General features: G+C 72.4%; 11 protein-coding genes and 2 pseudogenes. 11 read left to right on the top strand and 2 right to left on the bottom strand.

Annotation, left to right across the window (positions count from 1 at the left end; translation table 11 throughout):
- The 11 genes and pseudogenes from PV721_RS34620 to PV721_RS34570 form a co-directional block, all read left to right on the top strand.
- Positions 1 to 545 (top strand): annotated as a pseudogene (locus PV721_RS34620) (hypothetical protein); the annotation flags it as partial.
- Complete coding sequence (locus PV721_RS34615) at positions 542 to 1,510, top strand: complex I subunit 1 family protein (RefSeq protein ID WP_319731404.1); 969 nt, start codon at positions 542 to 544, stop codon at positions 1,508 to 1,510. The pseudogene PV721_RS34620 and the gene PV721_RS34615, both read left to right, overlap by 4 nt.
- Positions 1,507 to 2,136: an NADH-quinone oxidoreductase subunit I gene (locus PV721_RS34610; protein WP_319731408.1), complete on the top strand. Its 630-nt coding sequence runs from the start codon at positions 1,507 to 1,509 to the stop codon at positions 2,134 to 2,136. Before PV721_RS34615 ends, PV721_RS34610 begins: the two co-directional genes overlap by 4 nt.
- Positions 2,133 to 2,735 carry an NADH-quinone oxidoreductase subunit J gene (locus PV721_RS34605; protein WP_319731402.1) on the top strand — a complete coding sequence of 201 codons (603 nt, stop codon included), beginning with the start codon at positions 2,133 to 2,135 and terminating at the stop codon, positions 2,733 to 2,735. Before PV721_RS34610 ends, PV721_RS34605 begins: the two co-directional genes overlap by 4 nt.
- A complete protein-coding gene (gene nuoK / locus PV721_RS34600; RefSeq protein WP_319731400.1) occupies positions 2,735 to 3,091 on the top strand; it encodes an NADH-quinone oxidoreductase subunit NuoK in 357 nt (118 codons plus the stop codon). The genes PV721_RS34605 and nuoK overlap by 1 nt, the downstream gene beginning before the upstream one ends.
- On the top strand, positions 3,088 to 5,130 hold the full coding sequence (locus tag PV721_RS34595) for an NADH-quinone oxidoreductase subunit L (RefSeq protein ID WP_319731398.1): 2,043 nt from the start codon (positions 3,088 to 3,090) through the stop codon (positions 5,128 to 5,130). Before nuoK ends, PV721_RS34595 begins: the two co-directional genes overlap by 4 nt.
- 38 nt (positions 5,131 to 5,168) lie before the next feature.
- On the top strand, positions 5,169 to 6,722 hold the full coding sequence (locus tag PV721_RS34590; RefSeq protein WP_319731406.1) for an NADH-quinone oxidoreductase subunit M: 1,554 nt from the start codon (positions 5,169 to 5,171) through the stop codon (positions 6,720 to 6,722).
- Positions 6,719 to 8,269, top strand: coding sequence for an NADH-quinone oxidoreductase subunit N (locus PV721_RS34585; protein WP_319731396.1), 1,551 nt, complete (start codon positions 6,719 to 6,721; stop codon positions 8,267 to 8,269). Before PV721_RS34590 ends, PV721_RS34585 begins: the two co-directional genes overlap by 4 nt.
- 216 nt (positions 8,270 to 8,485) lie before the next feature.
- Complete coding sequence (htpX, locus tag PV721_RS34580; RefSeq protein WP_319731395.1) at positions 8,486 to 9,349, top strand: zinc metalloprotease HtpX; 864 nt, start codon at positions 8,486 to 8,488, stop codon at positions 9,347 to 9,349.
- Positions 9,346 to 9,738 carry a YccF domain-containing protein gene (locus PV721_RS34575; protein WP_319731393.1) on the top strand — a complete coding sequence of 131 codons (393 nt, stop codon included), beginning with the start codon at positions 9,346 to 9,348 and terminating at the stop codon, positions 9,736 to 9,738. The genes htpX and PV721_RS34575 overlap by 4 nt, the downstream gene beginning before the upstream one ends.
- A 54-nt stretch (positions 9,739 to 9,792) precedes the next feature.
- Positions 9,793 to 10,317 (top strand): SMI1/KNR4 family protein, encoded by a 525-nt coding sequence (locus PV721_RS34570; protein ID WP_319731391.1) that lies wholly within the window; start codon positions 9,793 to 9,795, stop codon positions 10,315 to 10,317.
- On the opposite strand, the gene PV721_RS34565 is transcribed toward PV721_RS34570, so the two are convergent.
- Together PV721_RS34565 and PV721_RS34560 are read right to left on the bottom strand one after the other, a co-directional pair.
- Complete coding sequence (locus PV721_RS34565) at positions 10,301 to 11,536, bottom strand: APC family permease (protein ID WP_319731389.1); 1,236 nt, start codon at positions 11,534 to 11,536, stop codon at positions 10,301 to 10,303. The two genes, PV721_RS34570 and PV721_RS34565, sit on opposite strands and share 17 nt — an antisense overlap.
- An 18-nt stretch (positions 11,537 to 11,554) precedes the next feature.
- Positions 11,555 to 11,853 (bottom strand): annotated as a pseudogene (locus tag PV721_RS34560) (STAS domain-containing protein); the annotation flags it as partial.
- Positions 11,854 to 12,030: the final 177 nt, after the last annotated feature.

Here is a 12,030-nt window from a genome sequence, read left to right as displayed (position 1 = left end):
CCGCCCCGGACGCAGTCGCGGCGACACCGGACCCCACCGGCCGCCAGGCCGAGCCCCCGCAGCCCGCGCCGCAGCCGACCCCGCCCACCGGGCCGGAGGCCACTCCGCAGGCCGGGCCGGAAGCAGACGCGGTGAAGCCGGCGGCCACGGGCCGTCAGGCCGAGCCCCCGCGCACCGCGCCGCAGCCGACCCTGCCCACCGGGCCGGAGGCCACTCCGCAGACCGGGCCGGAGGCAGACGCGGTGAAGCCGGCGGCCACGGGCCGTCAGGCCGAGCCCCCGCGCACCGCGCCGCAGCCGACCCCGCAGACCGGGCTGGAGGCGGACGCGGCGCAGCCGTCGAGCACGGGCCGTCAGGCTGAGCTCCCGCTGCCCGGGCCGGAGGCCACTCCGCTGCCCGGGCCGGAGGCGGACGCGGCGCAGCCGTCGAGCACGGGCCGTCAGGCCGAGACCCCGCCGCCCGCGCCGGAGGCGCCCCCGCGCACCGACCCGGAGGCAGACGCTCCCCACACCCACCCCACCACCGACAACGGAGGCGACGCGTGAACGACGTCCTCGACGTCGCCCTGCGGCTGATCGTCGTCTTCGCCGTCTTCCTCGTGCTCCCGCTCGTCGTCGGGCAGACCGAGCACAAGGTGATGGCCCACATGCAGGGCCGCCTCGGCCCCATGTACGCCGGCGGCTTCCACGGCTGGGCCCAGCTCGTCGCCGACGGCGTGAAGTTCGCGCAGAAGGAAGACATCGTCCCGGCCAACGCCGACCGACGGATCTTCCAGCTGGCCCCCGCCGTCGCCCTGCTGCCGTACCTCCTCGTCCTCCTCGCCATCCCCATCGGGCCGGGCGAGGGCGCGGTCGGCCAGGTCATCGACGCGGGCCTGTTCTTCGTGCTCGCCGTCATGGGCGTCGGAGTCCTCGGCTCCCTCATGGCCGGCTGGGCCTCCGCGAACAAGTTCTCCCTGCTCGGCGGCCTGCGCACCGCCGCCCAGCTGCTCGCCTACGAGCTCCCCATGCTGCTCGCCGCCGCCTCCGTCGCAATGGCCGCCGGGACGGTCTCCCTCCCCGGGATCGTCGAGAGCTTCCAGTGGTGGTGGCTGCCCTGGCAGATCGTCGGCGCGCTCGTCTTCTTCACCGCCGGCCTCGCCGAACTGCAGCGGCCCCCCTTCGACATGCCCGTCGCCGACTCCGAGATCATCTTCGGCGCGTACACCGAGTACACCGGCCTGCGCTTCGCGCTGTTCCTCCTCGCCGAGTACGCCGGCATCGTCGTCCTCTGCGCCCTCACCACCGTCCTCTTCCTCGGCGGCTGGCAGGGCCCCTTCGGCGCCGACGGCCTCGGCTGGGTCTGGACCCTGCTCAAGACCGCGATCCTCGCCTTCGTCGTGATCTGGCTCCGCGTGAGCTACCCGCGCCTGCGCGAGGACCAGCTCCAGAAGCTCGCCTGGACCACGCTCATCCCCCTCGCGCTCGCCCAGATCGCGCTCACCGGCATCGTGAAGGTGGCGATGAACTGATGCCCATTCCCGGATCCGGCCTCGCCAAGGGCCTGGCCGTCACGCTGCGCACGATGACGAAGCGCTCGCACACGGCCCAGTACCCCGATGTCCAGCCCGAACTCCCGCCCCGCTCCCGCGGGGTCATCGGCCTGTTCGAGGAGAACTGCACCGTCTGCATGCTCTGCGCCCGTGAGTGCCCCGACTGGTGCATCTACATCGACTCCCACAAGGAGACGGTCCCCGCGTCCACGCCCGGTGGCCGCGAGCGCAGCCGCAACGTCCTCGACCGCTTCGCCATCGACTTCTCCCTCTGCATGTACTGCGGCATCTGCATCGAGGTGTGCCCCTTCGACGCCCTCTTCTGGTCGCCGGAGTTCGAGTACGCGGAGACCGACATCCACGAGCTGACCCACGAGCGCGACAAGCTCCGCGAGTGGATGTGGACCGTCCCGGCCCCGCCCGCGCTGGACCCGGCCGCCGAGGAGCCCAAGGAGATCGCCGCCGCCCGCAAGGCAGTGGAGAAGGCCGAAGCAGCGGCTGCCGCGGCCGCAGCCGCCGCGGCAGCCGAAGCCGCCGCATCCGCCGCAGCGGCGGAAGGCGGAACCGAACCCCCGACCACCCCGACCCCGGAGGGAGACGCGTGACCCCCGCCGCCACCCTGGCCGCAGCCCAAGCCGCCGCCACCGGGCCCGGTTTCCTGTCCCCGACCGGCGTCGAGATCGCCTTCGTACTCGTCGGACTCGCCACCCTCGGCGCGGCCCTCGTCACGGTCACCACCCGGCAACTGGTGCACGCCGCCCTCTGGCTGGTCGTCGCACTCGGCGGCATCGCCGTCGAGTACCTGCTGCTGACCGCCGAGTTCATCGCCTGGGTCCAGGTCCTCATCTACCTCGGATCCGTGGTCGTCCTCCTCCTCTTCGGGCTGATGCTCACCAAGGCGCCCATCGGCCGCTCCCCGGACGCCGACTCAGGCAACCGCTGGATCGCCCTCGGCGTCGCCGCCGTCGCAGCCGTGGCCCTGGTCTGGGTCGTCGTCGACGCCTTCCGCACGACCTGGATCGACCTCGACGGGCCGGTCCAGGGCTCCACGAAGGTCTCCGGCGAGATCCTCTTCCAGCACTGGGTGCTGCCCTTCGAGGCGCTCTCCGTCCTCCTCCTCGCGGCCCTGATCGGCGCCATCGTGCTGTCCCGCAGGAACAGTCCCGCCGAAGACGGCGTCACCAGTGACAAGGGGCAGCGCTGATGCACCTCGCCTACCCCGCGGTCCTCGCGGCGCTCCTCTTCTGCACGGGCCTGTACGGCGTACTCGCCCGCCGCAACGCCATCCTGGTCCTGATGTCCGTCGAGCTGATGCTCAACGCGGTCAACCTCAACCTGGTGGCCTTCGACGTCTGGCTGCGCGACGCCCTGCACGCCGGCCAGGCCCTCACCCTCTTCACCATCGCCATCGCCGCCGCCGAGATCGGCATCGGCCTCGCGATCGTGCTGATGGTCTACCGCAACCGCGGCACCTCCGACGTCGACCGGCTGCGCGACACCGCCGAAGGCCACGAGCCCGCCCCGAACACCCCGAACAACCAGAGCGAGGTCACCGCGTGAGCACCACGACCCTCGCCGTCCTCGTCCCGCTGCTCCCCTTCCTGGGCGCGGTGGCGGGACTGCTCTTCGGCCGCACCGCCCCCGGCTTCGTCCGGCCGCTCGCGATCCTGCCGACGCTCGGCTCCGCCGTCCTGGCCGTGATCGTCGCCGTTCGCCAGGGCGGCGGCCCGGCGATCAGCACCGCGACCGAACTGACCCCGACCGGCTCGGTGCCGATCGACCTCTCGCTCTACCTGGACGGCTTCGCCGTGCTGGTCGCCGTGCTGGTCGGGCTCGTCGCCACCTGCGTACAGCTCTACTCGACGGCGTACCTCCGTGAGGACCCCCGCTACCCGTCGTATGCCGCTCTCGTCTCCCTGTTCACCTCCGCCATGCTGCTCGTCGTCTACTCCGGCGACCTGATGGTGCTGCTGGTCGGCTGGGAGGTCATGGGCATCTGCTCGTACTTCCTGGTCGGCCACTACTGGGAGACCGAGGCGGCCCGCTCCGCCTCCCTGAAGGCCTTCCTCGTCACCAAGCTCGGCGACGTCCCCTTCCTGATCGGCCTGTTCGCACTCGCCGCCGACGCCGGCTCCTTCCAGATCACGAAGATCCTGGGCACCGTCGCCGCCGGCGGACTCGACCACCCGACGCTGATCGCACTGCTCCTGCTCGCCGGAGTCGCGGGCAAGTCCGCGCAGTTCCCGCTGCACACCTGGCTCCCCGACGCCATGGCGGGCCCCACCCCGGTCTCCGCGCTGATCCACGCCGCGACGATGGTCGCCGCCGGTGTCTACTTCATCGCCCGCCTCCTCCCCGTCTTCGCGGCGTCCCGCGCCGCGCTGGTGGTCATGGCCGTCATGGCGGCCGTCACGATGGTCGGCTCCGCCCTCGCCGCCCTCGCCCAGGACGACATCAAGCGGGTGCTCGCCTACTCCACGATCGGGCAGCTCGGCTACATGACCGGCGCCCTGGCCGTCGGCGATCGCGGCGCCGCGATCTTCCACCTCCTGTCCCACGGCGTCTTCAAGGCGCTCCTCTTCCTGGGCGCGGGCGTGATCATCCACGCCGCTGGTACGAACTCCCTGGCCGCCATGTCCCGGATGGACGGCCTGACCAAGCGCATCCCCGACGCCTTCTGGACGATGACGATCGCGCTGCTCGCGCTCGCCGCGATCCCGCCCTTCGCCGGCTTCTTCTCCAAGGAAGCCGTCCTCGTCGCCGCCGAGCAGACCGCCACCGGCCACTCGGACTTCGCCCCGAGCAGCGCCGGCTGGCTGGTGCTGGTCGCCGGCGTGCTGACCGCGCTGCTCACCGCCGCCTACGCCACCCGGCTGTGGCTGATGGCCTTCCGCGGCCGGGACGCAGCCGCCCCCGACCACGGCAAGGAGCCCGTCGCCATGACCGGCGTGCTGTGGCTGCTGGCGATCCCGTCGATCGGCTTCGGCCTCGCGGCGGACCCCATCGCCGACTGGTTCGACGGTGAGGCGCTCACCCCGACCCTGGTCACCTCGGTCCTCGGCACGGGCGCCGCGGTCGTCGGCGCGATGCTCACCTACGCCCTCTGGCAGCGCGCCACCGCCCGCCCGGCCCCCGCCACGGCCGGTGCCGGTGCCGTCCCCGGCACCGGAGCGGGCTCCCCGCAGGCCGCCGCCGCGTCCGCGGCCACCGCCGCCGCCGCGTCCGCGGCCGAGACCCCCGAGGTCGCCGAGGTGACGCACGACCACCCCGCCGTCCCGGCCGGGCCCGCCCCCGACCCCGGTCGCGCGCTCCTGGGTCCGCTGCACCGCCACGCCGCCGACGGCTTCCACCTCGACGCCGTCTACGACCGGCTCTTCGTCCGCCCCGTCCGGGCGGCGGCAAGCCTCGTCCGCTTCCTCGACCGCGAGGTCGTGGACACGTACGTCCGCGGCGCGGGCGCCGGCCCCCGGCTGCTCGGCAGCCTCGTACGCCGTGCCCAGACCGGCAACGTGCAGAGCTACCTGAGCGCCCTGCTCGCCGGCGCCGTGGTCCTGGCGATCGCCACCGCCGTCCTCGCCAACGTCAACGCCGGATCGTGAGCCGTGAGTCAGCCGTGATTGATATCAGCCCGTCCGTGATGCAGTTCCTTCTGGCGTTCATCGTGGCCGCACCGCTCCTCGGCGCCGCCGCGGCCCTCCTGCCGGCCCCGCCCGGCCTCAAGGGCAAGAGCCCCGAACAGGCCGTGCTCCGCCACGGCGTGACCGTGACCGGCGTGATCCTCGCCGCGGCCATCGCCCTCACCCTGGGCTTCGACCACGACGCCCCGTCCCGCTTCCAGGCGACGACGGACATCAGCTGGATCCCCGCGCTCGACGTCCGGATCCACCTGGGTGTCGACGGCATTTCGCTCCCCCTCCTCCTGATGACCGCGCTTCTCTTCTTCCTCTGCGCGCTCTACAGCTACTTCAAGCTCCCCGCAGGCCCTTCCCCGAAAGCCTTCGTCGCGCTGCTCCTCGTCCTGGAGTCCGGCACCCTCGCGACCTTCGCCGTCCTCGACCTGCTGCTCTTCTTCCTCGCCTTCGAGATGGTCCTCATCCCGATGTACTTCCTCATCGCCCGCTGGGGCGGTGCTCAGCGGCAGGCAGCCGCCTGGAAGTTCATCCTCTACACGCTGCTCGGTTCCGTCGTCATGCTGCTCGGTCTGCTGCTGATCGGACTGAAGAGCGGCACATTCGACATGGTGGCACTCGCCACTGACAACGGCCGCGAACTGACCTACACCACCCAGCTGCTGGCCGTCCTCGCCATCGGCATCGGCCTCGCCGTGAAGACCCCGATGTGGCCGCTGCACAGCTGGCTGCCGGACGCGCACACGGCCGCGCCCACCGTCGGATCCGTCCTGCTGGCCGGCGTCCTGCTCAAGATGGGCACGTACGGGTTCGTCCGCATCCTGCTCCCCGTCACCCCTGACGGCATGGCCACCTTCGCCCCCTACCTGGGCGCCTTCGCCGCGATCGGCATCGTCTACGGATCGCTCGCCTGCCTCGCGCTGGCCCGCAAGGGGAACAAGGGCGACCTCAAGCGCCTCATCGCGTACTCCTCCGTCGGCCACATGGGCTTCGTCCTCCTCGGCATCGCGTCCATGACCCCCACCGGAGTCAACGGCGCGCTCTTCGCCAACATCGCCCACGGCCTGATCACGGGCCTCCTCTTCTTCCTGGTCGGCGCCCTCAAGGACCGCTACGGCACCGCCGACCTCGACACCCTCGCCGGGGCCACCGGCGCCGCCCTCTACGGCCGCGCCCCCCGCATGGGCGCCTTCCTCGCCTTCGCCGCCGTCGCCTCCCTCGGCCTGCCGGGCCTGGCCGGCTTCTGGGGCGAGATGCTGGCTCTCTTCGGCGCCTTCGACCCCGCCGAGGGCCTGTCCCGGCCCGCCTTCCTCACCTTCACGGCCATCGGGGCGTTCGGCACCCTGCTCACCGCCGCCTACCTGCTGGTCGTCGTACGGCGCGTCTGCATGGGAGACCCCAAGGCGGGCCCCGAGCTCGCCGTCGCGGACATCCAGCACTACGAGTTCGCGGCCTGGACCCCGCTCGTCGCCCTCACCGTCCTCGCCGGCCTGTGGCCCGCGCTCCTCCTCGGCCTCACCGACCCGGCCGTCCAGAAGCTCCTCGCAGGAGGCAACTCATGACGGCCCTGACGGTCCTCTCCGCCGAGACCCCCAGCCTGGTCCAGTCCGTCGACTGGCTCGCCATCGCGCCCGTGGTGATCACCGCCGCCGTCGGCCTGCTCGTCCTCGTCGCCGACCTCTTCGTGTCCGAGCGCCACAAGCCGCTCCTCGGCTGGATCTCGGTCGCCGGCCTGGCCGCCGCGACGGCCGGCCTGCTGCCGCTGCGCGCCGGCGACCGCACCACCTTCTGCCTCACCAACGACCCTGCGGCCTGCAGCTACGCCGCCGACCACTTCGCGCTCGTCATCCAGTTCCTGGTGCTCGCCGGAGCGCTGGTCACCGCCCTGCTGTCGGTCACCGCCGTCCGCGACACGCGCATGCCCGCCGGCGAGTACTGGTTCCTGCTGCTCTCCTCCGCCGCCGGCGCCGCCCTGCTGCCCGCGTCCCGTGACCTCGCCACCCTGATCGTCGCCCTCGAAGTCGCCTCGCTGCCCGCCTTCGCCCTCGTCGGCATGCGCCGCGGCGACCGGCTCTCCTCGGAGGCCGCCCTCAAGTTCTTCCTGTCCTCCGTCACCGCCACCGCCGTCTCGCTGATGGGCGTCAGCTTCGTCTACGCCGCCACCGGCACCCTGCACCTCACTCAGATCGCCGACCGCCTCGAAGACGTCCCCGGGCAGCTCGACACGCTCGCCATGGCCGGCGTCGCGCTCACCCTCGTCGGCTTCGCTTTCAAGACCGCGGCCGTCCCCTTCCACTTCTGGGTCCCCGACACCTACGTCGGCGCCCCGCTGCCCATCGCCGGCTACCTCTCCGTGATCGGCAAGGCCGTCGGCTTCACCGGCCTCATCCTCGTCACGGTGATCGCCTTCCCGGCGTACTCCGACATCTGGGGCCCGGCCCTCGCCGTCCTCGCCGCGCTCACCATGACCGTGGGCAACGTCGGTGCCCTGCGCCAGTCCGCCGACCGCCCGAACAGCGCCGTACGGCTGCTCGCCTGGTCCTCGGTCGGCCAGGCCGGCTACCTGCTGGTCCCGATCGCCGCCGCCGCGTACTCCGGCCGCGACCAGATCGGCTCCACCGTCGCCTACGCCCTCATGTACGCCGCCGTGAACCTCGGCGCCTTCGCCGTGGCCGCCCTCGTCGCCCGGACGAAGCCGCTCCACCGGATCAGCGACTACCGCGGCCTGTACGCCGAGCGCCCGCTGGCCGCCCTCTCGCTGGCCTTCTTCCTGCTCTGTCTGGCGGGCCTGCCGCCGGGCATCATCGGGCTCTTCGCCAAGGTCACCGTCTTCCGGTCCGCGGTCGACGCGGGCCTGGGCTGGCTCGCCGTGGTCATGGCGGTCAACGTCGTGATCGCCCTGTACTACTACCTGCGGTGGACCGCGCTCCTCTTCCGGTCGCCGGAGGGCGCCGAGGGCCGTGAAGGCTCCGAGCGCGCGCAGACCCGCACGAAGGCCCCCTGGCCCGTGACGGCGGCCATCGTCGTCACCGCGATCACCGCGGTGATCCTCTCGGGCGCCCCGCAGCTGGTCCTGCGCGTCGCGTCGGGCAGCCTCTTCGCGCAGTAGCCCGCACACGGCGGCCCCCGCCCTCACCCGTACGGAGCAACTCCCGCCGCGGCCCCGCCGCCGCCCGGCAAGGGGCGGCGGGGGGCGGCCGCCGCCGTGCGCCCTGGGAACCAGACGCCCTCACCTCGCGTTGACCAGGGAGGGAGGGTCCACTGGACCGTAGACCCTCAGACCCATGACGGGGCTCCCCCTGCCGCACCACTTGGAGGGCGTACCGTGCACCGCCGGCACAACGGGCTCAAGACCGCCGCACTCCTGGGCGGGCTGTCCGCACTCATCATCCTCATCGGAAGCTTCTTCGGGCGGGGCGGCCTGATCGTCGCCGTGGTCATCGCCCTCGGGACGAACGCCTACGCGTACTGGAACAGCGACAAGCTGGCTCTACGCGCGATGCGCGCCCGCCCCGTCAGCGAATTCGAGGCCCCCCAGCTCTACCGCATGGTGCGCGAGCTCTCCACGTCCGCGCGCCAGCCCATGCCACGGCTCTACATCTCGCCCACCGAGGCCCCCAACGCGTTCGCCACCGGCCGCAACCCGCGCAACGCCGCGGTCTGCTGTACCGAGGGCATCCTGCGCATCCTCGACGAACGCGAGCTGCGCGGGGTCATCGGCCACGAGCTCAGCCACGTCTACAACCGCGACATCCTGATCTCGTCGGTCGCGGGCGCCCTCGCCTCGGTGATCATGTTCCTGGTGAACTTCGCCTGGCTGATTCCGGTCGGCCGGTCGAACGACGACGAGGGCCCCGGGCTCTTCGGCATGCTGCTGATCATGATCCTGGGACCGCTGGCCGCCTCCGTCATCCAGCTGGCCATCAGCCGCTCGCGCGAGTACGAGGCCGACGCGTCCGGCGCCCAGCTCACCGGGGACCCGCTCGCCCTGGCCAGCGCCCTGCGCAAACTCGACGCGGGCACCAAGCAGCTCCCGCTGCCCGCGGAGCCCCGGCTGGAGACGGCGAGCCACATGATGATCGCCAACCCGTTCCGTCCTGGTGAAGGCCTTTCTAAGATGTTCTCCACACACCCTCCGATGGCCGAGCGCATCGCCCGGCTCGAACAGATGGCAGGCCGCCCCCGATGAAAACAATCCTGAACGTCATCTGGCTCGTCCTGAGCGGCGTCTGGCTGTTCCTGGGGTACCTCTTGGCCGGCGTGCTGCTCTGCATCACCATCATCGGCATCCCCTTCGGCATCGCCGCCTTCCGCATCGCCGTCTACGCCCTCTGGCCCTTCGGCTACACCACGGTCGAGCGCCACGACGCGGGCGCCGCCTCCTGCATAGGCAACGTCCTGTGGCTGGTCCTGGCGGGCTGGTGGCTGGCTCTGAGCCACATCGTCACGGGCATCGCCCTCTGCATCACGCTCATCGGCATCCCGTTCGGCATCGCCAACTTCAAGATGGTCCCGCTCTCCTTGCTCCCCCTGGGCCGGGAAATCGTCCCGACGGACACCCCGTTCGCCTCCCGCTGACGGAGTTGTCCACAGGCCGGGCGGGTTGTCGGTGGGGTGCGTCACCATGAACGCATGAACGAGACCGAGCAGTTGCTGGAGCAAGTCGCAGACCGCGTACGCAACTCCGCGCGCGGGCACGGAGAGCCGCTGCCCGCGCCGCTGGGCAGCGGGGAGATCGCCCGGGCCGAGGGCATACTCGGCTTCGCCCTGCCGCCGCTGCTCACTGCGCTCTACACCCGCATCGGCGACGGCGGTTTCGGCCCCGCATGCGGGCTGCTCTCCCTGCGCGAAACCGTCCAGAGCTACGAGGCGCACCGCGCGTCCGGATGGCGCTGGCCCGAGGGCGTGCTGCCGATAGCCGACTTCGGCTGCACCATGTACGCCTGCGTGGACTGCCGCTCCGAGACCGCCCAGGTGCTGCTGTTCGACCCGAGCCTCGGTGAGCCGGACCTCGCCTGGTCCATCGACACCCCGAGCCTGCACGGCTGGCTGCACGGCTGGCTCGACGGCACCGCCTGGTTCTGCGAGGAGTCGGAGCTGGGGGAGGAGTGCGACCTGGAGCTGGCGCCCTGGGCGGAATTCAGATCCCGGATCTGAGCCGGATCCGCACCCCGTAAGCCAGCGCGCCGAGTGCCAGCACCGCCGCCCCCGCGACCGCCGACGCGAGGGGCAGCGCGCAGGCCAGCACCACACAGCCGGACAGCCCGACCGCTGCCACGGTCCGCCCCTTGACACCTGAATCGAGAGTCCACGCGGAGGCGTTCGCGATCGCGTAGTAGGCGAGCACTCCGAAGGAGGAGAAACCGATCGCGCCCCGCACATCGACGGTGGCCGCGAGCACCGCCACGACCGCACCCACTGCCAGCTCCGCATGGTGCGGCACCTGATGCCGGGGATGTACGGCGGCCAGCGCGCGCGGAAGATGACCGTCCCGGGCCATCGCCAGCGCGGTCCGCGACACCCCGAGCACGAGGGCCAGCAGCGAGCCCAGCGCGGCGAGGGCCGCGCCCACCTGGACGACCGGGGCCAGTTCGGGCCGGCCGGCCGCCCGGACCGCGTCGGCGAGCGGCGCCGCCGACCGTGCCAGGCCGTCGGCGCCGAGCACCGACAGCGCCGCCACCGCCACCGCGGCGTACACCAGCAGCGCGATGCCCAGCGCGAGCGGCACCGCCCGCGGGATCGTCCGCTCCGGATCGCGCACCTCCTCGCCCAGGGTGGTGATCCGGGCGTAGCCCGCGAAGGCGAAGAACAGCAGACCGGCCCCCTGCAACAGCCCGGCGGCGGCCCAGTCCGAGCCGCTCAGCCGCCCTGCTCCGGCCGCGCCGGAGGACAGGCACACCACGACCACCCCGGCCAGCACCGCCAGGACCACCGCCACGATCAGCTGGGCGATCCGGGCGGACTTCTGAACACCGCCGTAGCTCGCGGCGGTCAGCGCCACCACCGCCGCGACGGCCACGGCGTGCTGCTGCCCGGGCCAGACGTACGCGCCCACCGTGAGGGCCATCGCCGCGCAGGACGCGGTCTTGCCGATCACGAACCCCCAGCCGGCCAGATGGCCCCAGAAGGGCCCGAGCCGCTCGCGCCCGTAGACGTAGGTGCCGCCCGAGGCCGGGTAGCGGGCGGCGAGCCGCGCCGAGGAATGCGCGTTGCAGTAGGCCACGAGCGCCGCCAGGGCCAGCGCGGCGAGCAGCGCATCGCCCGCGGCCCGCGCCGCCGGGGCGAGGGCCGCGAAAATACCGGCGCCGACCATCGCGCCGAGCCCGACGACGACGGCGTCCGAAACACCCAGGGTTCGCTTCAGCTGAGGGTCCACGGGCGGAGGGTAGCCCGGCTAGATGACGCCCTCCCGGCCGGGGAGCGGCGTCCGCATCCGCTCCCAGCCCTCGAGGGCGGTCAGGCAGGCGTGGTCGAGGTGGCGCAGCCCGCTGAGGTCGAGCCGTACAGGCTGCCCGTGGGGCAGCGCGTCCAGCGCGTCGAGCAGTTTGGGCAGCCGCAGGAAGCTGGCGTTCCCCACGATCCGCACGGACAGCCCCTCGTCCCCCCACACCTCCTCGATGTGCACGTGGGAGGTCTCCCAGGCCGCTTGGCGACGGCGAGCCCGAGCCCCACCAGCACCCCCTCGAAGAGGTTGGTGGGGCGACCGCCACCCCCACACACAGCGGCAACGCGACCAGCGCGACGACGACGGACGCCCCCAAGTCATCCCGAAACGTGCCGGCCCCAGACATGCGAGAACCCCCTGCCGCGCGGTGATGCGATGCCCTCAGCCTGGTGGGTGCACTCGCCGCGGCGTGTGCGGAGGGGCGG

Source organism: Streptomyces sp. MB09-01 (assembly GCF_033794505.1).
Taxonomy (GTDB): domain Bacteria; phylum Actinomycetota; class Actinomycetes; order Streptomycetales; family Streptomycetaceae; genus Streptomyces.
This window is presented reverse-complemented; position numbering and strand designations above follow the sequence as displayed.

Excerpts from the sequence above, each read along its gene's own strand:
- nuoK (WP_319731400.1), top strand. The coding sequence starts at position 2,735 with ATGCACCTCGCCTACCCCGCGGTCCTCGCGGCGCTCCTCTTCTGCACG.
- PV721_RS34590 (WP_319731406.1), top strand. The coding sequence starts at position 5,169 with ATGCAGTTCCTTCTGGCGTTCATCGTGGCCGCACCGCTCCTCGGCGCC.
- PV721_RS34585 (WP_319731396.1), top strand. The coding sequence starts at position 6,719 with ATGACGGCCCTGACGGTCCTCTCCGCCGAGACCCCCAGCCTGGTCCAG.
- PV721_RS34575 (WP_319731393.1), top strand. The coding sequence starts at position 9,346 with ATGAAAACAATCCTGAACGTCATCTGGCTCGTCCTGAGCGGCGTCTGG.
- PV721_RS34570 (WP_319731391.1), top strand. The coding sequence starts at position 9,793 with ATGAACGAGACCGAGCAGTTGCTGGAGCAAGTCGCAGACCGCGTACGC.